Origin of the sequence: Streptomyces sp. CB01881 (assembly GCF_002953255.1) — a bacterium.
GTDB lineage: Bacteria > Actinomycetota > Actinomycetes > Streptomycetales > Streptomycetaceae > Kitasatospora.
Map to the genome: position 1 here is coordinate 7,169,036 of NZ_CP026498.1, position 19,950 is coordinate 7,188,985.

The window sequence follows — 19,950 nt, forward strand, 5'->3', positions numbered from 1 at the left end:
ATTGGCACGGGAAACACCGAAGGGGCGCCGGGAGTCGATGATCATCGTCGGCGGCGGCCTCGGCGGCCTCTCCACCGGCTGCTACGCCCGGATGAACGGGTACCGCACCCAGATCTTCGAGATGCACGAGATCCCCGGGGGCTCCTGCACCGGCTGGGACCGCAGCGACTTCACCTTCGACTGGTGCATCAGCTGGCTGCTCGGCAACGGCCCGGGCAACGAGATGTACCAGATCTGGCTGGAGCTCGGAGCCCTCCAGGGCAAGGAGATGCGGCACTTCGACGCGTTCAACATCGTCCGCGGCCGGGACGGCAGGGCGGTCTACTTCTACTCCGACCCCGACCGGCTGGAGGCCCACCTGCTGGGCATCTCCCCGGCCGACGCGGCCCCGATCCGGGAGTTCTGCAACGGCATCCGCACCTTCCGCAAGGCGCTGGCCGTCTACCCGTTCCTCAAGCCGGTCGGGCTGATGGGCCGGGTCGAGCGCTGGCGGATGCTGGCCTCGTTCCTCCCGTACTTCAGCACCATCCGCAAGTCGATCACCGTGCTGATGACCGACTACGCGCAGCGGTTCCGGGAGCCGCTGCTGCGCGAGGCGTTCAACTTCATCCTCTACGAGAAGCACCCGGCCTTCCCGGTGCTGCCGTTCTACTTCCAGCTCGCCTCGCACGCCAACCGGGCGGCCGGGGTGCCCGAAGGGGGCTCGCTCGCCCTGGCCCGGTCGATCGAGGAGCGCTACCGCAGGCTCGGCGGTGAGATCACCTACAACGCCAAGGCCGAGGAGATCCTGGTCGAGAACGACCGGGCGGTGGGCGTGCGGCTCAGCGACGGCCGGGAGTACCGCGCCGACATCGTGGTCTCCGCCGCCGACGGCCACACCACGGTGATGAAGCTGCTCAAGGGCCGCTACCTGAACGACACCTACCGCAGGCTGTACACCTCGCTGATCGACGAGCCGGGCCAGCTGTCGCCCGGGTACGTCTCCCTCTTCCTGGGCCTGCGCCGGCCCTTCCCGGAGGGGGACCCGTGCACCACCTACCTGCTGGGCGAGCGGGAGACGGACGGGCTGACCGGCATCCGCTGCCCCAGCATGAACGTGCAGTTCCGCACCCGGCACTACCCGGAGCTCGCGCCCCGGGAGTCCACCGTGGTGTTCGCCACCTACTTCTCCGACATCGGCCCCTGGCGGGAGCTGCGCGAGGGCCCCGAGCAGTCCTCCCGGGTGCGGCGCGGCGAGGAACTGCACACCCTGCCGGTCAAGCACGGCCGGGAGTACACCGCGGCCAAGCGGAAGGTCCGGGGCACCATCGTCTCCTTCCTGGACGAGCGTTTCCCCGGCTTCAAGGACGCGGTGGCCGTGGCGGACGTCTCCACCCCGCTCACCCAGGTCCGCTACACCGGCGTCTACGACGGCACCTTCCCGGGCTGGAACCCGTTCGTGGAGGGCAGCGAGACCGTCGAGCAGGAGATCAAGAAGAACGGCCCGGTGCTGCCCGGGCTGGAGAACTTCTACCTCTCAGGGGTCTGGGCCACCATCGGCGGCCTGATCCGGGCGGCCGCCGCAGGCCGGCACGTCATGCAGTTCATCTGCCGGGACGACGGCGTGGAGTTCCACGCGGAGATCGACCCGAGCGCGCCGCCGCCCACCCACCTGATCCTCCCGGTCGGCCGGCCGCCGCAGCAGGCCGGCCCGGTCGGGGAGATCCCGTCCACCAGCACCGCACCGACAGGGGCCCTGGCATGAAGATCGAGAAATGGGTGGTCCGCGAGCACCTCGACGGGGTGCCGGACGTCAACCGGGTCTACCGGAAGGTGGTCGAGGACGTCACGGTCGGCCTGCGACCGGACGAGATGCTCTTCCGGACCAGGTACGTCTCGGTCGACCCGTACCAGAACGGCCTCGCGCTGGAGACGCCGATCGGCCACCACATGGGCGGCGACTCGGTCATGGAGGTCCTGGAGGCCGGGCCCGAGGCCGCCTTCCGGGTCGGCGACCTCGTCCAGGGCTTCGGCGGCTGGCGCAGCCACGTCGTCCACAACGGCGCCGAGGAGGTGTGGAAGACCGGTACCTTCCCGATGGTCTTCCCGGCCTACCGGCGGCTCGACCCGGCCTGGTACGACGAGAAGCTGCCGCTCTCCACGGCGCTCGGCATCATGGGCGCCCCGGGGATGACGGCCTGGGGCACGCTGACCAGGTTCATGACCGTCCGCCCCGGCGACACCGTGGTGATCAGCGGTGCCTCCGGCTCGGTCGGCACCCTGGTGGGCCAGCTGGCCAGGCGTGCGGGCGCCGGCCGGGTGGTCGGCACCACCGCCTCACCCGGCAAGGCCGAGTACCTCAAGGAGCTCGGCTTCGACGAGGTGGTGCTGTACGACCAGGCGGACGACGCCGGGAAGGCCCGCGAGGCGCTGCTGCACGCCGCCCCCGACGGCGTCGACCGCTACTTCGACAACCTGGGCGGGACGGTCACCGACGCGGTGTTCACCATGCTCAACGTGAACAGCCAGGTCGCCGTCTGCTGGCAGTGGGCGACGACGGTGAACGGCGAGCTGACCGGGCCCAGGCTGCTGCCGTACATCATGTTCCCGCGCACCACGATCCGCGGGATCTTCGCCCAGGAGTGGTTCAACGAGCCGGAGCTGGCCGAGATGCACCAGGACCTCGGCGCACTGGTCCGCAGCGGCGAGATCCGCTACCACCAGACCGTGCACAAGGGCTTCGACGCGATCCCGCAGGCCTACCGCAGCCTCTACGTGGACCGGGAGGCGAACCGGGGCAAGGTGCTGGTCGAGGTCTGAACCCGGAAACGAAACGTGGGAGGGGCCCGCAGGCCCCTCCCACCTTCACGTACCCGGCCGGACCGCCCCGCAGGGCTACTCGTCGTCGAGGTCCAGGCCGCCGGCGTCGCTGCCGTCCGGGGTACCGCTGATCGCGTACCCCTGGCGGCGCGCCTCGTAGCAGGCCACCGTCGCGGCGGCCGAGACGTTCAGCGAGCCGACCCGGCCGAGCTGCGGCACGAAGACCACCTGGTCGCAGAGGGCCAGCGCGTCGGGGGTGATCCCGCGGTCCTCGTGGCCCAGCACGAAGGCGACCGCCGGGGTCAGCTCGGCGGCGAACATCGGCACCGCCTCGTCGGCCAGCTCCAGGCCGACCACCTTGTAGCCGTCCGCCTTCGCGGAGGCCACCGCCTCGGCGACGGTGGGGAAGTGCTCCACCTTGAGGTACTTGTCGGTGCCCATCGCGGCCTTCTGCGCACCGGACGAGCGCACCGACGGGGTGTCGCCGGTCAGGTACAGCTTCTCGGCGCCCATCGCGGCGGCGGTCCGGACCACCGAGCCGACGTTGAACGGCGACTGGAGGTTCTCCAGGATCAGCGCGAGCCGGAACTCGTTGCTGCGCCGCCACTGGCGGTGCAGCCGCTTCAGTTCGGTCCCGCGGAGCTGCTTCACGACGTCGTACCTCGTCCACTCTCGGGGCCCGCACCCTCGGGGCGGGGCCGCGCTTCCAGAATCCGGAACCCGTTGACCGAGGTGACCCGGCTGGTCGGGTAGCCCTGGTCGTTCAGCCACTTCTGCAGCGAGTCCGAGCCCAGGTTCTTCTGCACCACCAGGAAGGCCGAGCCGTCCGGGGTGAGCCGGCCGAGCCACTGGTGCAGCAGCCGGCGCAGGGCGGCCTTGCCGACCCGGATCGGCGGGTTGGAGTAGATCGCCGCGAACCGCAGGTCCTCGGGGACGTCCTCCGGAAGGGCCGCCTGCACGTTGCCCAGCCCGAGCGACTCCGCGTTCAGCCGGACCAGCTCCAGCGCGCGGGTGTTCACGTCGACGCCCCAGACCGGGAGCCGCTTGCGCCGGCTCGCCCAGGTCAGGGTGATCGGGCCGTAGCCGCAGCCGACGTCCAGGATCGGGCCGCGGACCCGCGGCGGCGGGGCGTGCTCCAGCAGGACCCGGGTGCCCGGGTCCAGCCGGCTGCGGGAGAAGACCCCGGCGTCGGTGGTCAGTTCCAGGGTGAGGTCCGGCAGGGTCACCGTGATCGGACGGCGCTCGCTGGCGACCTCGGGTGCACCGGTGAAGTAGTGCGAGCCGGACATCATTTCCCCGTCGTTCGTAAGGGCTTCGGGGCCACCGGGTGGGTGTGGGTAAGCCCTGCTGGTACGGCACTGATGGTACCCCTGGCGGCCCGGGCCCCGGATCCCGTGCCGCCGGGGACCGGCCGGGCCGCCGGACCCCGGCAACACGCCGGGAGGCGGGCGGCGCATCGCGTCCGGGCGGCAGCCGACGGATACTTCCAGTACCCGGGGCGGGACCGTGGGAGCCTCCGAGCAGCGAGGACGGATGCCATGCCGCAGAATCACGAGGACTACCTGGACGAGGTCTCCGAGACGGTGGAGCCGGACGACGCGGCCGAGGAGGGCGACGAGTACGACGAGCTGGCCGAGCGCCGCGCCCTCGGCGCCGACCCGGCCACCGAGGTCGCCGACGTCGCGGAGCAGAGCCGGATCGTCCAGCTCGACGAGGACGAGTACCGGGAGTAGCGGCCCGCTGCGCTCGTCCGGGCCGTGCCCGGTTTCGCCCGGACCCGCCGCGCCCGGACCCGCCGCGCCCGGACCCGCCGCGCCCGGACCAGGCTCAGAGGGCGCCGCGCCGCTGGAGCCAGGTGAACGCCGCCCAGCCCGGCAGCACCGGGAGGACCAGGGTCAGCAGGCGGAAGAGCGCGACGGAGGCCAGCGCACCGCCCTCCTCCATCGACGCGGTGTGCTCCATCAGTGTCACCAGCGCGCTGTCCACGGCGCCGGCCCCGCCCGGGGTCGGCGCCGCGTTGCCGACCGCGTTGCCGATCAGGAAGACCACCGCCACCGAGGCGAAGGCCGGCTCCCGCCCGACCGCCCGGGCGCAGCAGTACAGGCACGCCACCAGGCAGAGCGAGACCAGCAGCTGGCCGGCGATGCCCACGGCCAGCCGCTGCGGGCTGCGCAGCAGCTCCAGCAGCCGGGGCAGCACCTCGGAGGTCAGCGGCCGCAGCCGGGCGGTCAGCCAGCGCCGGGCCGGCGGCACGGCCGAGACCCCGGCTAGCAGTACCGCGGCCCCGGCCAGGCCGCCCACGACGGCCGGCAGGGCGTCCAGCTCGGAGCCGCCGGGTTCCAGTCCCAGCAGGTAGACGAAGGCGCCCAGCTGCAACAGGTGCAGCACCAGGCTGAACAGCTGGCCGACGCCGACGCTGGACAGCGCCTGGGCGGTCGGGAGGCCGGCCCGCTGGAGGAAGCGGGTGTTCAGGGCCACCCCGCCGACGCCGCCGGGCGAGACCAGCTTCACGAAGGCGCCGGCGACCTGGGCGAGGACGGCGTGGCGGAAGTCGAGCCGCTCGGGGACGAAGCCGACGAAGCCCATCGCGGCCGTGAAGTGGCTGGCGGTCGCGGCGAGCAGGGCGAGCACCAGCCAGAGCGGGTCGGCGTCGGCGATGGTGGCGACCGGGTTCTGCTCGCTCGCGAACAGCTGGGGCAGCAGCAGCCACCCGGCCGCCACGCCGCCGCAGACGGCCATCAGGGTGCGGGGGCGCAGCCGCTCCAGCTTGACCGCCCGCACCGGCGCCTGCGGCCGGGTCCGGAGGACCTCGGCGCGGATGGCGTCGAGCAGTTCGACGGGCGGCGGCGGGGGAGCGGCGGCCCGGGCCGCCTTGGCTTTGGACGAGGCCTTGGCCAGCGCCCCGGCAGGCGTCCCGGCCGGGGGCGCGGCCGGGGTCGCGGCGGCCCGCTGGGCGGCCGCGGCGCGCCTGAGGGCGGTGCGGGTGGTACGGGCGAGGGCGATGGGCTGGAGCAGCGGGAGGGCCGCGCCGACGGCGTCCGGCCCGAGGACGGTCACCGCGCTGCGTACCGCCCGTTCGGCGCCGGTGCGCAGCGCGAGGGTGGTGAGCAGCTGGGCGATGTCGCACTGCAGGACCAGTTCGCTCGCCGCGATGTCGCCGTCCGCGAGGTCGACCAGGTGCACCGCGCCGGCCTCGTCCACCAGCAGGGCGGAGGGGACCAGCGCGCGGTGCGAGATCTCCCGGCGCTGGAGCAGCGAGAGTTGGGTCCAGGCGTCGGTGAGGAGCGCGTCGGTCAGTTCGTCGTCGGCCAGCTGGTCCAGGGTGCGGCCGGGCAGGCGCTCGTAGGCGACCAGGGCGGTGTCGCGGCCGAGCTCGACGGTGGCGGCGATCCGGCGGGTGCGGACGCCGGCGGCGACGGCCGCGTACGAGACCAGGGCCTCGTGTTCCAGCCCGGTGCGCAGGGAGCGCAGGGCCCGGGGGTGCGGCGCGGTGCGCAGTCGCAGCCGGCGCCAGGCGCGCTGGACCAGCGCGGCGGTGACCGCCTGCCGGTCGAGCAGCTGCACGTCGAGGTCGGGGCGGTCGGCCTCCTGGCGGACCAGGTAGCGGTCGGGGCCGTCCGGGGCGGCGGCGACCGGGCGCAGGCCCGCCTCGCGCAGGCTGTGCAGGAGCAGGGCCGGCCGGGGCCGCGGGTCGGGGGTGCCGACGGCGTAGCGGGTGCCGTGGGCGGCGGTCCAGCCGATCAGCAGGCCGAGCAGCAGCGCGGTCGGGGTGGCGTACCCGGCGGCGAGTCCGGCGAGGCCGGAGACGGTGAGGACGATCCGGGGCATCCGGCGTTCGCGGGCGCCGGAGGCGGTGAGGAAGGCGAGGACGGGGGCGAGGTAGCCGTAGACGGGTTCGGTGTGGGCGGGGCCGCCGCCGGGCAGCCGCTGGGTGAGTGCGTGGAGCAGCGAGGCGGGGGCGGCGCCGTCGACCCAGAGGTCGAGGGCGAGCGAGAGCCCGTAGGCGACGACGGCGGCGAGCAGCCCGTCGGAGAGGTGCTGGAGGGTGCGCCGGCGGTCGGGTGCGGACCCGAGCAGCCGGCGGGCCGCCGAGTACGCCGGGACGAGCAGCAGGGCCGCGGTGGAGAGTCCGCCGGCGATGCCGGCCAGCGGGCGCGGGACCAGCCGGGCGGCCGCGGCGACGTCGGCGGCGATTCCGCCGATGGTGGCGCGGGCGTAGTCGGCGAGCAGCAGGCAGAGGGCGATCGCGGCCAGGCCGGCGAGGCACCGGATCAGCGCGACCGGCTGGCGGATCCGGCCGGTGCCGGCCGCGCCGCGGGCGTCCGCGGTGCCTTCGGTGCCTTCAGTGCCGCGGGGGTCCCTGGCGTCCGCGGTGCCCTCGGCGTGTTCGGGGGCCGCGGTGTCCTCGGTGCCGGAGGCTTCGGCCGGAGCCGGGATGTCCGGTATGTCCGGCGATATGCCAGGGTCGGTCTGCCCGGATATACCGCCCGCCCGGGCACCGCCGGTGTCGCTGTCTGTTCTCCCCGTTACAACCGCCACGGTTGGCATGCTCCCATGGCGCCCGCCCGGCCCGCCGGGGAACCGGGCGGGCGCGCCCGCCCGGCGTCAGGCCTGCCGGGTCGGCAGGGCGACCAGGTGGCGCAGGTTGACGTGCCGCGGGCGGGTGACGGTGTAGCCGATCAGGTCGGCGATGTCGTCGGCGGTCAGCGCGGGGATCGCGGCGAACATCCCGCCGAGCTGCTCGCGCAGCACCGGGTTGTCGATGTGCCCGCCCAGCTCGGTGTCGGTCAGCCCGGGCTCGATCGCGCTGACCCGGACGTCGCGCGGGCCCAGCTCGGTGCGGAGCGCGGCGGAGAGCTGGGTGAGCGCGGCCTTGGTGGCGCCGTAGACGGCGTAGTCGGGGAAGACCACGTGCGAGGCGATCGAGGAGACGTTGACCAGGTCGGCGGTGCGGCCCTCGGCGGCGGCCGCGGTGAGGTCGGGGCTGAAGGCGCGGACGATCCGCAGCGCGCCGGTGAGGTTGGTGTCGATCATCCGGGTCCACTCGTCGACCCGGCCGTCGGCGAGGGGGTTGGGCAGCATCACGCCCGCGTTGTTGACCACGAGGTCGACCGGACCGTACGCGTCGTGGACGGCCTTGGCCGCGGCGTCCACCGAGGCCTGGTCGGTGATGTCGGCGGTGACGGCGAGCGCCCGGCCGCCGGCGGCGGTGATCTCGGCGGCCAGCGCGTCCAGCCGCCCGGTGCGGCGGGCCAGCAGGGCGACGCGGGCGCCGCCGGCAGCGAGCAGGCGGGCGGTGGCCTCGCCCATGCCGCTGGCGGCTCCGGTGACGACGGCGGTGCGGGTGGCGAGGGCGGGGTAGCTCATCGGGTGCTCCTGAGGGGTCCGGGCGGGGCTGACGGGGCTGACAGGGACAACCCTGCGCGCCCGGCGGCCGGCTACCCAGGGCTGCGCCCTTCCTGGGAAAGCGGAGCCTGGGAAAGCGGAGCCTGGGAAAACCGGTACCACCTTGGCGCCGCCGCTCCCGGTCTACGCTGCCGGGCATGGAGAACACCGTGGGGGACTTCCTGCGATCGCGCCGCGCCCGCATCCGGCCCGAGGAGGTGGGCCTGCCCTCGCACGGCCGCCGCCGGGTGCAGGGGCTGCGCCGCGAGGAGGTGGCCCAGCTCGCCGGGGTCAGCGTGGACTACTACATCCGCCTTGAGCAGGGCCGCGGCGGCAGTGCCTCGGACGCGGTGCTGGACGCGGTGGCGCGGGTGCTGGGGCTGGACGACGTGGAGGCCGCGCACCTGCGCTCGCTGACCCGCCCGTCCAGGACGGCCGCCGTGCCGCGCGGCCGGCAGCAGGTGCGGGAGGGCACCCGGCTGCTGCTGGACCTGATGCCCGGCGTGCCGGCCTTCGTGCTCGGCCGCCGGATGGACGTGCTCGCCTGGAACGCCCTCGGCGACGCGGTGCACGGTTTCTCCGCGCGCCCCTCCGGCGAGGCCAACGCGGCCCGGCACGCCTTCCTCGACCCGGCCGCCCGGGAGTTCTACCCGCAGTGGGAGGCGGTGGCCGCCGAGACCGTCGCCTATCTGCGGCTGGACGCCGGCCGGCACCCGGACGACGCCCGGCTCGCCGCGCTGGTCGGCGAACTGTCGGTGCGCAGCGAGGAGTTCCGGCGCCTGTGGGCGGACCACCAGGTGAGGCAGAAGACCCACGGGGTCAAGCTGATCCGCCACCCGCTGGTCGGCGAACTCGACTTCGGTTACGAGACGCTGGCCGTCAACGGCTCCGCCGACCAGCTGCTCGTCGTCTTCACCGCCCGGCCGGGCTCGCCCACCGCGCAGAAGCTGGCCCTGCTGGCGAGCTGGACGGCCGAGGGTGCTCCGGCCGAGAGTGCTCCGGCCGAGGGCGCTCCGGAGCGGGAAGCCCCGGCCGCCGCGGACTGACCCGGGGGCATGTCCGACCTGCGGGGCGTGTCTTGGCAGGTGGGCCCGGGCGGCCGTCACTACCCTGCGTGCATGAGCGCCTGCGAAGACCTCACCGCGGCACCCCTGGACATCGAGCCCCTCCCGCCGACGGACGGCTGCGCCGACTGCGTGGCCCAGGGGCGCCGGGACTGGGTGCACCTGCGGGTCTGCCTGGACTGCGGCCACATCGGCTGCTGCGACTTCTCGCCGCAGCGGCACGCCACCGCGCACTTCCACAACAGTTCCCACCCGGTGATCCGCTCGTACGAGCCGGGGGAGGACTGGCGCTGGTGCTACGTCCACGAGGTCATGGGCTGAGCGGCGTTGCGGGCCGCGTTCTGCGGTGCAGGAACGGGCGAGGTGGCAGGGCGGGCGAGGTGTAGGGCGGCTAAAATCCGGACATAACGCCCGTGCGGCCCTCCCGGCCGACGCCTGTGCGGCCGGTGACCGCCGAAGGGAGGCCGACGATGACCAAGTTGATGCCGAGCAGCACGGCCAAGCTCCGCCGGGGCACCCAGGAGCTGCTGGAGCGCCGGGGCATGGCGATGAACCCCGGGCCGATGCCACCACGCCTGCGCACCAACGCCCCACCCGCGGGCGGCGCCGCGGCCGGCGGCGTCACCTTCCGGCACGGCGGCCGCGACGCCGACGTGGCGGCCATGCACTCCGCCCCGGCGATGCACGCCGAACTGAAGGGCCACCGGCACCGCGGCGCGGAGAAGCACTCCGCGCACTGAACCACTCCGCGCACCGAACCACTGCGCGCCGGAGCACTCCGCGCACCGGGCGGGACGCGGCCGTCGGGGGCGGGGAGCCGAGCACGGGCTCCCCGCCCCCGACGGCTGCCCGGGTGGCGGCCCCGGGATCTCTCGGGGTCGGCTCCGGGCCGCCTGGGGGGCCGTCCCGGATGGCCGCCGCGTCGTACTCCAACAGACTCGTTCCCGGAAAGAGCACGAGCCGCCGGACGAGCCACAGTTGGAGACCAGCCCGATGAACACCACTCAGCGCCACCGTCGTTGGACCACCCTCGCCGTCTCCGGCGCCTTGCTGGCCGGCGTCGCCGCCGGTGCCGCGACACCGGCCCTGGCCGCCGACCGGACGGCGGGCAGCGCGAGTTCGGCCGACGCCGCCGCCCGCCCGGCCGGTCCGCTCGACCGCGAGGCGATGGCGAAGACGCTGGCCGGTCTGCCGGACGACGGCATCACCGGCGCGCTGGTCCGGGTCGACGGCAGGGGCGGCCGGTGGGCCGGTACGGCGGGTGACGTCCCGGCGGACGCCCGGTTCCGGATCGGCAGCATCTCCAAGGTCTTCACCGCCACCGTGGTGCTCCAGCTCGCCGCCGAGCGGAAGCTCGACCTGGACGGCAGCGTCCAGCAGTACCTGCCCGGGCTCCTCCCGGCGTCCTACCCGCCGGTCACCGTCGGCCAGTTGCTCGACCACACCAGTGGTCTGCCGGGCGGCGGCGGTCTCACCTCCGGGGACGGCACCGAGAGTTGGTTCGCCGCGCACAAGGCCGACTCCTGGACGCCCGCCCAGGTGGTCGCGGACGCCGTCAAGCAGCCGATGGGCTTCGCGCCGGGCACCGCGCAGCAGTACAACGGCATCAACACGTTCGTCGCCGGGATGGTGGTCGAGAAGGTCACCGGCCATACCTTCGCCCGGGAGGTACAGACCCGGATCGCCCGCCCGCTCGGCCTGCGTGACACCGTCGTCCCGGACCGCGACGACCTCACCCTGACCGGTCCGCACGCGAAGGTCTCCGTGGACGTCGGCGGCCAGGCGGGCCCCCGGCAGCTGGTGGACGTCACCGAGCAGAGTCCCTGGCCGTGGGCGGAGGGCGGCATGATCTCCTCCGCCGCCGACCTGGACCGGTTCATGACCGCGCTGTTCCGCGGCCGGCTGCTGCCGCCCGCCCAGCAGGCCGAACTGTTCGACGTCCCGGACGTGCCCAACCACCGCAACAAGAACTGCGAGATCGGCCCGACCGCCGGTCACGCCTGCTTCTCCAAGGGCCTGATGAGCGCCACCCTGCCCAACGGCGTCGTGGTCTGGGGCAAGACCGGCTCCCGCCCCGGCTACACCAGCGGTGTCTTCGCCACCAAGGACCTCAGCCGCAAGGTGGTCTACTCGATCAACCCGACCGGCATCTCCGGCGCCGAGTTCCCCCGGATGTGGCAGATCGTGACCACCTCCTTCGGCTCCGGCCAGAAGTACGGCGACCAGCCGGAGTAGGGCCGCTGATGTCGGTGGGCTGCGGTACGTTCGTGCCGATCACTGGTGGGTGCGGCGGACATGGGGGCGTGCGATGGCCGACCTGATGACGGAGGAGCCGGTCGAGCTCCAGCTGGAGCGGTACCGGACGGAGCTGACGGGCTACTGCTACCGCATGCTCGGCTCGGTCTTCGAGGCCGAGGACGCGGTGCAGGAGACGATGATCCGCGCCTGGCGCGGCCACCGGGGCTTCGAGGGCCGGGCCGCGCTGCGGTCCTGGCTGTACCGGATCGCCACCAACGTCTGCCTGGACGCGCTGAACGGCCGCAACGGCCGGGCCCGGCCGATGGACCTGGCCGGGCCGTCCACCGTGGCCACCGCGACCGACGCCCGACTGCCCGAGGTGACGTGGATCGGCCCGGCGCCGGACGGCCGGGTGGTGTCCGAGACGGGGGACCCGGCCGAGGTGGCCGCCCAGCGCGAGTCGGTGCGGCTGGCGTTCGTCGCCGCGCTCCAGCGGCTGGCGCCCCGGCAGCGGGCGGTGCTGATCCTGCGTGAGGTGCTGGGCTGGAAGGCGGCCGAGGTCGCCGAACTGCTGGGCGTCACCGTGGCGTCCGTGAACAGCGCGCTCCAGCGGGCGCGGTCGGTGCTCTCCACGGACGCCGCGGCGGTCCGCCCGGCGTCCGCGCTGGACGAGGACCACCAGGCACTGCTCTCCCGCTACGTCTCGGCCTTCGAGGCGTACGACATGGACGGGCTGGCGGCGCTGCTGCACGAGGACGTCACGCTCAACATGCCGCCGTTCGAGCTGTGGCTGACCGGGCACGCCGACATCCGCGAGTGGATGCTCGGCCCGGGCCACGGCTGCCGGGGCTCGCGGCTGGTCCCGGTGGAGGCCAACGGCAGCCCGGCCTTCGGGCAGTACCGGCCGAGCCCGGCGGGCGGCCACGAGCCGTGGGCGCTGATCGTGCTGGAGGTGTCAGAGGGCCGGATCACCGGGCTCACCAACTTCCTCGACACCGACGTGCTCTTCCCGCTCTTCGGCCTTCCGCCGAGGCTGGACGCCGAGTAGGTCCGGCAGGCCGTCCTGCGCCACCGGCGGCAGGACACCGGCCAGCCCGCTGAACGCGAGCAGCTCCCGCAGGGGGCCGCTCACGTTCTTCAGTTCCACCCGGACGCCGTGCCGGGCGGCGGCGAGCCGCAGCCGGGCGAGGGCGTCCACGACGGCCAGGTCGGCGCCGGGAAGTGCGGCGAGGTCGCAGGTCAGCCGTTGGTCCTGCGACAGGGTCAGGGGTGTCTCCAGGTTGGTGTTCACGGAGGTTGGACCGGAGCGTCGGGTGTGGCTCATCGGTCCGTCGGAAGAATTCGGCGGAGAGCCGTCCGAGCAGCTCGCCGTGTCGAAGAGGACCCCCGGGCGGGTGTGCCGCGTACGGTGCCGGCCCGTGCCGGCCGGCACCGGCACCTACTGCACCGGACCGCGCCGCGCCGTGCTCCGGCATGGGTGGCAGAGTGGGCGGCAGTTGCCCCTGCGCCGGAGGAGGACCGCCCGTGTCGGCAGAGCCGTCGAAGCCCGAGCCGTCGAAGCCCGAGTCGTTGAAGTCCGAGCCGTTGAAGTCCGAGCCGTCGGGGCCCGAGCCGTTGAAGTCCAGGGAGGAGTGGCTGGCGTCCCTGCCGCGGGTCTACGCGGCCGCCGGGTGCGTGCTGCGGGACGCGTCGGGCCGGATCCTGATCGTGAAGGCCGGCTACCGGGAGCACTGGCAGTTCCCGGGCGGCACGATCGACCTCGGGGAGGGGCCCGCCGAGTGCGCCGCGCGGGAGCTGACCGAGGAGACCGGGCTGGTCCGGCCGGCCGGCGACCTGCTGGCGGTCTCCTGGACCCACCCCTCCGCCGAACTCGACCACCCGGCCGGGCACTTCCTCTTCGACTTCGGCACCGTCCCGGACGGCACCCCCGTGACCGTCCCGGCCGGTGAGCTGGACGACTACCGCTGGGCCGGCGACGAGGAGGCGCTCGAACTCCTCGGTCCGGCAAGGTCCCTGCGGCTGCGGGCGGCGATGGAGGCGGCCGCCGACGGGCGGGTTCGGATCGTCACCACCCACGTGTCCGGCTTCTGACGCCGCCCGGGCCCCCGGGGTGCCGGGGGCCCGGGTGATGCGCTCATTCCTGCGTGTCGGCGCGTGCCGCGATGTACGCCGCGACGGCCTCCGCGGTGAAGGTCTCCGCCTCGGCCTTGTCCACGCCGAGGTCGGTGAGCGGGCCCGCACCGTTCGCCTGCTCCAGCAGTGCGAGCAGGATGTGTTCGGTGCCGACGTAGTTGTGCCCGAGCTTGAGCGCCTCGCGGAAGGTCAGCTCCAGCACCTTCTTGCCCTCGGCGTCGTACGGGATCAGCCCGGGCGTCTCGTCGGCCGCGGCGGGCAGCGTGGCGGTGACCGCCTCCCGGACGGCCTCCGGGGTGATGCCCTGGGCGGCCAGGGCCTTGACGGCCAGGCCCTCCGGTTCGGCGAGCAGGCCGAGCAGGATGTGCCCGGTGCCGATCTCGGCGTTGCCGGCCCGTCGGGCCTCCTCCTGCGACTCCATCACCACGTGCCGTGCCCGGGGGGTGAAGCGGCTGAAGCCCTGGCTGGGGTCGAGGTCGGCGGGCGTGCCCGGGTCCTTGGGGACGAACCGCTTCTGGGCGGCCTGCTTGCTGACGCCCATGCTGCGGCCGATGTCGGTCCAGGACGCGCCGGAACGGCGGGCCTGGTCGACGAAGTGGCCGATCAGGTGGTCGGCGAGCTCGCCGAGGTGGTCGGCGGCGATGACCGCGTCGGAGAGCTGGTCGAGCGCGTCGCTGTGGACCTTCTTGATCGCGTCGATCAGGTCGTCGAGGCGCAGCGGAGTGGTCTTGGGAACAACGGGATTCTCCATGCGTCAACCGTAGGTTGTCGACCCGAGGATCGTCAACCATCGGTTGACGATGTTCCGAGTTGTGGCGATCGGTTGTCCGGGCGCCCGGCGGGCCTGTCGTTCAGATGGTCAGCTTGAACCCGTCGTGACTGCGCGCGAAGCCGAGCGAGGCGTAGAAGCGGTGAGCCTCGGTGCGGCGCTTGTTGCTGGTCAGCTGGACCAGCGTGCAGCCGCGGTCACGGGCCCGCCCGACGGCCCGGGTCAGCAGCTCGCGCCCGAGGCCGGCGCCCCGGCGGTCGGCGCGCACCCGGACGGCCTCGATCAGCGCGCGCTCCTCGCCGTGCCGGCCGAGCCCGGGGATGTAGGTGAGCTGGAGGCAGCCGAGCACCGTGCCGTCGCCCTCGTCCAGGACCATCAGCTCGTTGCGGGAGTCCGCGTCCACGTCGGCGAAGGCGCGGGCGTAGGCTTCGTCGACCCGTACGGTGGCGGGGTCGGTCACCCGGTCCTCGTCGGCGAGCAGGGCGATGACGGCGGGCAGGTCCTGGCGGGTGGCGGTACGGAAGATCACGCCCGGAGTCTGCCAGAGGCGGTCCGGCAGGGGTGGTCCGGCAGGGGTGCCGGCGGGGTTGCGAGGAGGGACGTGCGGATACTCACCGCGCCGGAGGCCGAGGTGCCCGGCGAACTCAAGCTCCAGGTGGCCGCGTTGCAGGACCAGGCCTGGCCCGGCCCGCCGGTGCCGTCCACCGCGCTGGTGCACGACCCGGCGCTGCGGCCGGTGTCGATGCTGCTGCTGGACGGCGACCGTGTGGTGGCCGCGCTCGACGTGCTCTCCAAGGAACTGGACCACGCCGGGCGGACGTTCGCGGCGAGCGGGCTGAGCGCCGTGGTCACCGACCGGGCGCGGCGTGGCCGCGGGTACGGGCGGAGGCTGGTGGCGGCCGCCCGCGCCGCCGTCGTGCAGGGCGGCGCGGACCTCGGCCTGTTCACCTGCGACCGCGGCCTCCGCGGCTTCTACGAGGGTGCGGGCTGGGAGCTGCTGCCGGGCGCGGTGCTGGTCGGGGGGACGGCCGAGGAGCCGTTCCCCAGTGATCAGGACGGCTTCGACAAGGTCACCATGGCCGGCTTCTTCACCGACCGTGCCGCCCGGCACCGGCCGGACTTCGAGGGCCGACGGATAGCGCTGCACCCGGGTGACATCGACCGGCTCTGGTGATCGGCGCGCGGCCCGTGATCGGCGTGCGGCCCGTGATCGGCGTGCGGCCCGTGATCGGCGCGCGGCCCGTGGCCCGTGGCCGGCGGTTCGTCCGGCGATCGGCGGTGCGTCCGGCGACCGGCCGCGTACCGGGCGGTCCGCTACGCGCCGGGTGGCCCGCTACGCGTCCAGCAGCCGGGCGCGGACGGCGGCGAGGTCGGCCGGGTCGACACCGGCGGCGAGCAGGTAGCCGGCCGGGTCGAAGCCGTCGAGCGTGGCGTACAGGGCGGCCTCGGCGGTGGTGCCGGCCTCGGAGAGCACCGCGTCGATCCGCAGGTGCTGGTCGGGCAGGCCGAGCATCCCGTACAGCGGGCGGACGTTGGGGGCACTGAGCAGGTAGTCGGCGACGATCTCGGACGGCTCGGCACCCGCGAGGGCGAGCAGCAGCAGGGCGGCGAGGCCGGTGCGGTCACGGCCGGCGCCGCAGTGCACGACCAGTCCGCCGGGCCGGGCGCCGGCGATCGTGGTGACCAGTTCGGCGGCGGCGTGCGCGCAGTGGTCCAGGTAGGGGCGGAGGGCGAGCGGGGTGCCGTCCAGCCTTCCGTACGTCTCCCACCAGGCGGGGCCGGCCAGTTCGTCCAGCGGGACGCGGATCAGCTCGACGCCCTCGGGGAGGGGGAGGAGGGGCTTGTACTCCTCGATGTTGCGCAGGTCGACGACGGTGCGTATGCCGTGGTCGAGGAGGGTGTCCCAGCCCTCGGCGGTGAGGCGGTCCAGGTTGTCGGCCCGGACGATCGCGCGGTGGGCGGTCCGGCCGCCGTCGGTGGTGCGGATTCCGCCGAGGTCGCGGACGTTGAGGCAGCCGTCCCAGACCAGCGTGCGGTCGTCGGTGGTGGTCAGCGCGTGCGTCCGGCTCATCAGGTCCCCGTCTCTCACCGGGGGTCCGTTACCCCCTCGTTATCAGAGGACTATCGGGGCGGTCGGATGGTTCCTCGGTTGTGTGACCTGGCGTCAGCAGCGCTCCGGCCGGCGATCAGCAGACGGTCGGCTCGGCGGCCTCGGCGCGCACCAGCTTCTCCATCGGCTCGGCGGCGGTCTGACCGAGCACCGAGCCGACGACGATCGCGCCCACCAGGAGGACGGTGGAGAGCCAGGCCATCGTCGACACCGGGAGGGTGAAGGCGCCGACCACGCGGGCCGTGCACTCGGCCAGCAGGGCGACGCCCCAGATCCCCGAGAGGAGGCGCTCGTAGCGGCGGAACGAGGCGGAGCGGGCCGCCCGGCCCTCGGCCAGCCGCTGCCAGGCGGCGGAACGGGCCCGGTCGCCCCTGGTCAGGAAGGGCATCACCATCGGCGACATCAGCGGCCGGCCGATCAGCGCGGAGACGAGGATCGCCAGCGCGAGGCTGCCGCTGAGCGCGCCGTCCTTGGCGAGCATCAGCCGGGCGTCGCCGGTGACGGTGGTGAGTGCCAGGCCGACGACGTTGACGCCGAGCATCATCGACGCCCACAGGTTGAGCCTGCGCTCGCGGAGCAGGCCGGCGACGGTCCGGACGGCCGGGATCGCGCCGCTCCAGGCGAGGGCGGCGAACTCGCTCATGCCGAACGCGGAGTGCAGCAGGTAGTAGCCGGCCAGTGGGGCGGCGACGTCCAGGGCGAGCGGGCGGAGGCCGGCGGCGAGCGGGTTCCGGGCCTTGGCGGTGGCCGTGTCGTCCGTGGCCGTGCCGTCGGTGCTCTTGGCGACGGCGACGGCGACGGCGACGGTGGCGGTGACGGTGGCGGGGGCGCTGAGGGTCTGGCTCACGGTGGGTTCCTCCCCGGACTGGCTGCTCGGCCTGCGGGCCGTTGCCCGCGTCGTGCCTCCATTTTTCCGGGCCGACCCTCCGTCAGAGCAGTGTCGTCCGTGGCGGGATCCGCATGACAGTTGTCACAGTGCGCGCCATGACGGGCCCGCCGACCTGCACCTTCACCCGTCGGCCCGCGCCTTCATTCGTCGGGTCCGCGTCTACACCCGCCGTCCCGCGTCTTCACCCGCCGGCCGGGGTGTGACCAGCCGGTGCGGGCTGGGCGGCACCTCCCCCCCCGGACGTCCTCGCCGACGGGCAGCGCCTCCCGCCGGCTTCCGGGGACGACTCCCGCCCGCTCCCCGGAACCGGCCCGCCTCGCTCCCCGGGACGGTGCCGCCCGGGCCGCCGGGCCCCGCGCCGGGCCTCCCGCGACCCGGGCGACGCGTAACCGCTCGCCCGGATGGCGCATGATGTGGCGGGTGCAGAGTGCAGAGCGCCCCGGAGCGGGCACCGACAGCCCCGTCGGCCGGCCCGGACCGCCACCGACGTCGGGCCCCCCGGCCGGTCCCCCGTCCGTCCCACCCCCGGGGGCCGCCCCCGCCGACCTGTCGGCCGCGGTCCGGGCCGCGCAGGACGGGGACGAGGAGGCGTTCCGGCTGCTGTTCCGGAGTGTGCAGCCGGGCCTGCTCCGCTACCTCCGGGTGCTGGTCGGCGGCCGCCCCGAGGACGCCCAGGACGCCGAGGACATCGCCTCCGAGGCCTGGCTGCAGATCGCCCGCGACCTGCGCACCTTCTCCGGGGACGGGGACGGCTTCCGCGGCTGGGCGGCCACCATCGCCCGTAACCGCGCGCTCGACCACCTGCGGGCCCGCCGCCGCCGCCCGGTCGCCGACCTGCCGTTCGAGTACCTGTCCGAGCTGGCCGCCGGGGACGACACGGCCGGCGCGGCGCTGGCCTCCGTCGGTACGGCGGACGCGCTGGCCCTGATCTCCCGGCTGCCCCGCGACCAGGCCGAGGCGGTGCTGCTGCGGGTGGTGATGGAGCTGGACGCGGAGAGCGCCGCGCGGGTGCTCGGCAAGAAGTCGGGCAGCGTGCGGATGGCCGCGCACCGGGGACTGCGCCGACTGGCCAAGGTGCTGGAGCAGTCCTTCACGGCGGGTGCGGGGATCCCGGCCCAGTCGCTTGCCGGGCCGTCCGGGCAGCCGGTCCGGCAGGCGGCTGGGCGCGGGGCGGGGCCGGTGGCCGGGCCCGCCGCCGGGCCGGTCGAGAGGGGCGGGAAAAAAAATTCTGCGCAGGGTGTGACAGAACGCCGGGCCGCGACGCTGAAGGACATGAGATGAGCACCAACCGATCCCGTCGGATCGACCGCGACACGGCCGAGCAGCTGCTCGGCGGTGCTGTGGGCGGACCGTCGGCCGGGCAGGACGCCTCGCTCACCGGACCGGAGGCCGGCACCGGGGCACTCGCCCACGTGCTGGCCGCCGCAGCCGCCCCGGCGGTGGCGGGCGAACTGGCCGGGGAGGAGGCCGCCCTGGCCGCGTTCCGGGAGGCCCGTCTCGCGCCTGCTCCCGCTGTACCCGCCGCACCCGCACCCGTCCGGAGACGATCGATGGCAACCGCCGCCCTGGCCAGGGCCTTCAGCACGAAGGCCGTTGCCGTCGTGCTCGGGGCCACGGCGCTCGGTGGTGTGGCGGTCGCGGCCGGCACGGGCAACCTGCCGTCCGCGCTCGGCGGCTCCGGCGGGCCGGACCGCCCGCCGGTGGGCCCGGCCGTCGTCGACACGTCCTCCGTTCCGGGGACGGGGTCCGGCACGGGCGGCGCCTCGAAGGGCCGGCACCCCGCCGACGGCTCGTCGGCCTCCGGCCCGTCCACCGGTGGTCCCGCCTCCGGTGCCCCTTCCGCCGGCGGCGCGTCCGCCGGGGCGGGGAAGCCGTCGGTGCCCGGCGCCTCGCCCTCCGGGGACACCCGGGGCGGGCAGGCCGAGGCGGCGATGGTCGCCCTCTGCCGGGGGTTCGCCGACCGGGCGGGCAAGGGCGAGCGCCCGCGCCTGCTGGTCGCGGACCCGCAGTTCGGCGCGCTGGTCGCGGCGGCCGGCGGTCCGGACAAGGTGGAGGACTACTGCGGGGAGGCACTCCGGCGGGCGGGCGACGACGACCGCAAGGGCGCCACCCCGCAGCCCCGCAGCAGCAACGACGGCGACAACACCGGTGGTAACACCGGCGGCGGTGCCGACAACACCGGCGGCAACGACGGCGGCAACGGGAAGGGCGCCGGTACCGGCGGAAAGGGCGGTGCAAGCACCCCGGCACTGCCCGCCGTACCGACGCTCCCCGGCGTCAGCCCGAAGCCGGACCGCACCGACAAGCCGGCCGACGCCTCACCCAAGAGGTAACCCCAGAACTCCGGATGGGCGGCGAGCGAATCCCCCCGGGCCCGTCGCCCATCCGGACCGAACCACCCGCTCCGCCCGGCAGTACCCGCTCCACCCGGCAGTACCGCAGTACCAGCACCACCCGCAGACTCCGGGTGGCCGGTCGGCTCCCCCGTGCCCACCGTCCGCCCGGCCGGCCCCGGCCGGACCGGCAGGCGCACCCCGGACGCGCCACCGGCCCGGCCAGGACC

Annotated in this window: 21 protein-coding genes; 12 read left to right on the forward strand and 9 right to left on the reverse strand. The window is 74.5% G+C overall.

Annotated elements, in window-relative coordinates; genetic code table 11:
- The first annotated feature begins 37 nt into the window (after nt 1–37).
- A complete protein-coding gene (locus C2142_RS21150; RefSeq protein ID WP_148644919.1) occupies nt 38–1,744 on the forward strand; it encodes an NAD(P)/FAD-dependent oxidoreductase in 1,707 nt (568 codons plus the stop codon).
- On the forward strand, nt 1,741–2,799 hold the full coding sequence (locus tag C2142_RS21155; RefSeq protein ID WP_148644106.1) for an NADP-dependent oxidoreductase: 1,059 nt from the start codon (nt 1,741–1,743) through the stop codon (nt 2,797–2,799). The genes C2142_RS21150 and C2142_RS21155 overlap by 4 nt, the downstream gene beginning before the upstream one ends.
- A 75-nt stretch (nt 2,800–2,874) precedes the next feature.
- Here C2142_RS21155 and C2142_RS21160 read toward each other — a convergent pair whose 3' ends face one another.
- Nucleotides 2,875–3,450, reverse strand: coding sequence for a TrmH family RNA methyltransferase (locus tag C2142_RS21160; RefSeq protein ID WP_148644107.1), 576 nt, complete (start codon nt 3,448–3,450; stop codon nt 2,875–2,877).
- A complete protein-coding gene (locus C2142_RS21165; protein WP_206670993.1) occupies nt 3,447–4,091 on the reverse strand; it encodes a methyltransferase in 645 nt (214 codons plus the stop codon). Before C2142_RS21165 ends, C2142_RS21160 begins: the two co-directional genes overlap by 4 nt.
- A gap of 246 nt (nt 4,092–4,337) precedes the next feature.
- Here C2142_RS21165 and C2142_RS21170 point away from each other — a divergent pair, with 246 nt between their 5' ends.
- Nucleotides 4,338–4,532, forward strand: coding sequence for a hypothetical protein (locus tag C2142_RS21170; RefSeq protein ID WP_148644108.1), 195 nt, complete (start codon nt 4,338–4,340; stop codon nt 4,530–4,532).
- Between the two features lie 94 nt (nt 4,533–4,626).
- Here the strand turns inward: C2142_RS21170 and C2142_RS21175 are convergent, their stop codons facing one another.
- Nucleotides 4,627–7,338, reverse strand: coding sequence for a lysylphosphatidylglycerol synthase transmembrane domain-containing protein (locus C2142_RS21175; RefSeq protein ID WP_162002517.1), 2,712 nt, complete (start codon nt 7,336–7,338; stop codon nt 4,627–4,629).
- A 66-nt stretch (nt 7,339–7,404) separates the two neighbouring features.
- Nucleotides 7,405–8,166 carry an SDR family oxidoreductase gene (locus tag C2142_RS21180; RefSeq protein WP_148644110.1) on the reverse strand — a complete coding sequence of 254 codons (762 nt, stop codon included), beginning with the start codon at nt 8,164–8,166 and terminating at the stop codon, nt 7,405–7,407.
- Nucleotides 8,167–8,342: 176 nt separating this feature from the next.
- Between C2142_RS21180 and C2142_RS21185 the strand changes: the two genes are divergently transcribed.
- From C2142_RS21185 to C2142_RS21205, 5 genes are all read left to right on the forward strand, one after another.
- Complete coding sequence (locus tag C2142_RS21185; protein WP_148644111.1) at nt 8,343–9,230, forward strand: helix-turn-helix transcriptional regulator; 888 nt, start codon at nt 8,343–8,345, stop codon at nt 9,228–9,230.
- A 72-nt stretch (nt 9,231–9,302) separates the two neighbouring features.
- On the forward strand, nt 9,303–9,569 hold the full coding sequence (locus C2142_RS21190; RefSeq protein ID WP_148644112.1) for a UBP-type zinc finger domain-containing protein: 267 nt from the start codon (nt 9,303–9,305) through the stop codon (nt 9,567–9,569).
- A gap of 149 nt (nt 9,570–9,718) precedes the next feature.
- Nucleotides 9,719–9,988, forward strand: coding sequence for a hypothetical protein (locus C2142_RS21195; protein ID WP_148644113.1), 270 nt, complete (start codon nt 9,719–9,721; stop codon nt 9,986–9,988).
- A gap of 253 nt (nt 9,989–10,241) precedes the next feature.
- Nucleotides 10,242–11,483 carry a serine hydrolase domain-containing protein gene (locus C2142_RS21200; protein ID WP_148644114.1) on the forward strand — a complete coding sequence of 414 codons (1,242 nt, stop codon included), beginning with the start codon at nt 10,242–10,244 and terminating at the stop codon, nt 11,481–11,483.
- Between the two features lie 73 nt (nt 11,484–11,556).
- Entirely contained in the window at nt 11,557–12,534 is a 978-nt protein-coding gene (locus C2142_RS21205; protein WP_206670994.1) for a sigma-70 family RNA polymerase sigma factor, read from the forward strand.
- Here C2142_RS21205 and C2142_RS21210 read toward each other — a convergent pair.
- Nucleotides 12,442–12,810 carry an STAS domain-containing protein gene (locus tag C2142_RS21210; protein WP_148644115.1) on the reverse strand — a complete coding sequence of 123 codons (369 nt, stop codon included), beginning with the start codon at nt 12,808–12,810 and terminating at the stop codon, nt 12,442–12,444. The genes C2142_RS21205 and C2142_RS21210 overlap by 93 nt on opposite strands.
- A gap of 200 nt (nt 12,811–13,010) precedes the next feature.
- Between C2142_RS21210 and C2142_RS21215 the strand changes: the two genes are divergently transcribed.
- The gene (locus tag C2142_RS21215) at nt 13,011–13,577 is read left to right on the forward strand and encodes an NUDIX hydrolase (protein ID WP_148644116.1); all 567 of its coding nucleotides are present in this window, start codon (nt 13,011–13,013) and stop codon (nt 13,575–13,577) included.
- Between the two features lie 43 nt (nt 13,578–13,620).
- Here the strand turns inward: C2142_RS21215 and C2142_RS21220 are convergent, their stop codons facing one another.
- Together C2142_RS21220 and C2142_RS21225 are read right to left on the reverse strand one after the other, a co-directional pair.
- Entirely contained in the window at nt 13,621–14,370 is a 750-nt protein-coding gene (locus tag C2142_RS21220; protein WP_148644117.1) for a Clp protease N-terminal domain-containing protein, read from the reverse strand.
- A 100-nt stretch (nt 14,371–14,470) separates the two neighbouring features.
- Nucleotides 14,471–14,917, reverse strand: coding sequence for a GNAT family N-acetyltransferase (locus tag C2142_RS21225; protein WP_148644118.1), 447 nt, complete (start codon nt 14,915–14,917; stop codon nt 14,471–14,473).
- A 72-nt stretch (nt 14,918–14,989) separates the two neighbouring features.
- On the opposite strand from C2142_RS21225, the gene C2142_RS21230 reads away from it, so the two are divergent.
- Complete coding sequence (locus C2142_RS21230; RefSeq protein ID WP_148644119.1) at nt 14,990–15,562, forward strand: GNAT family N-acetyltransferase; 573 nt, start codon at nt 14,990–14,992, stop codon at nt 15,560–15,562.
- A gap of 159 nt (nt 15,563–15,721) precedes the next feature.
- Here the strand turns inward: C2142_RS21230 and C2142_RS21235 are convergent, their stop codons facing one another.
- Nucleotides 15,722–16,459: a tyrosine-protein phosphatase gene (locus C2142_RS21235; RefSeq protein WP_148644120.1), complete on the reverse strand. Its 738-nt coding sequence runs from the start codon at nt 16,457–16,459 to the stop codon at nt 15,722–15,724.
- A 115-nt stretch (nt 16,460–16,574) separates the two neighbouring features.
- On the reverse strand, nt 16,575–17,345 hold the full coding sequence (locus C2142_RS21240; RefSeq protein WP_148644121.1) for a VC0807 family protein: 771 nt from the start codon (nt 17,343–17,345) through the stop codon (nt 16,575–16,577).
- Between the two features lie 453 nt (nt 17,346–17,798).
- Here C2142_RS21240 and C2142_RS21245 point away from each other — a divergent pair, with 453 nt between their 5' ends.
- Both C2142_RS21245 and C2142_RS21250 read left to right on the forward strand, forming a co-directional pair.
- Nucleotides 17,799–18,668, forward strand: a complete 870-nt coding sequence (locus tag C2142_RS21245; protein WP_148644922.1) for an RNA polymerase sigma factor — start codon at nt 17,799–17,801, stop codon at nt 18,666–18,668.
- Nucleotides 18,665–19,720: a hypothetical protein gene (locus C2142_RS21250; RefSeq protein ID WP_148644122.1), complete on the forward strand. Its 1,056-nt coding sequence runs from the start codon at nt 18,665–18,667 to the stop codon at nt 19,718–19,720. Before C2142_RS21245 ends, C2142_RS21250 begins: the two co-directional genes overlap by 4 nt.
- The last annotated feature ends 230 nt before the right edge of the window (nt 19,721–19,950 follow it).

Bases quoted from the DNA above. Each gene is read 5' to 3' on its own strand.
- C2142_RS21150 (WP_148644919.1), top strand. From the start codon at position 38: ATGATCATCGTCGGCGGCGGCCTCGGCGGCCTCTCCACCGGCTGCTAC.
- C2142_RS21155 (WP_148644106.1), top strand. From the start codon at position 1,741: ATGAAGATCGAGAAATGGGTGGTCCGCGAGCACCTCGACGGGGTGCCG.
- C2142_RS21165 (WP_206670993.1), bottom strand. From the start codon at position 4,091: ATGATGTCCGGCTCGCACTACTTCACCGGTGCACCCGAGGTCGCCAGC.
- C2142_RS21170 (WP_148644108.1), top strand. From the start codon at position 4,338: ATGCCGCAGAATCACGAGGACTACCTGGACGAGGTCTCCGAGACGGTG.
- C2142_RS21180 (WP_148644110.1), bottom strand. From the start codon at position 8,166: ATGAGCTACCCCGCCCTCGCCACCCGCACCGCCGTCGTCACCGGAGCC.
- C2142_RS21185 (WP_148644111.1), top strand. From the start codon at position 8,343: ATGGAGAACACCGTGGGGGACTTCCTGCGATCGCGCCGCGCCCGCATC.
- C2142_RS21190 (WP_148644112.1), top strand. From the start codon at position 9,303: ATGAGCGCCTGCGAAGACCTCACCGCGGCACCCCTGGACATCGAGCCC.
- C2142_RS21195 (WP_148644113.1), top strand. From the start codon at position 9,719: ATGACCAAGTTGATGCCGAGCAGCACGGCCAAGCTCCGCCGGGGCACC.
- C2142_RS21200 (WP_148644114.1), top strand. From the start codon at position 10,242: ATGAACACCACTCAGCGCCACCGTCGTTGGACCACCCTCGCCGTCTCC.
- C2142_RS21205 (WP_206670994.1), top strand. From the start codon at position 11,557: ATGGCCGACCTGATGACGGAGGAGCCGGTCGAGCTCCAGCTGGAGCGG.
- C2142_RS21210 (WP_148644115.1), bottom strand. From the start codon at position 12,810: ATGAGCCACACCCGACGCTCCGGTCCAACCTCCGTGAACACCAACCTG.
- C2142_RS21220 (WP_148644117.1), bottom strand. From the start codon at position 14,370: ATGGAGAATCCCGTTGTTCCCAAGACCACTCCGCTGCGCCTCGACGAC.
- C2142_RS21235 (WP_148644120.1), bottom strand. From the start codon at position 16,459: ATGAGCCGGACGCACGCGCTGACCACCACCGACGACCGCACGCTGGTC.
- C2142_RS21245 (WP_148644922.1), top strand. From the start codon at position 17,799: ATGTGGCGGGTGCAGAGTGCAGAGCGCCCCGGAGCGGGCACCGACAGC.
- C2142_RS21250 (WP_148644122.1), top strand. From the start codon at position 18,665: ATGAGCACCAACCGATCCCGTCGGATCGACCGCGACACGGCCGAGCAG.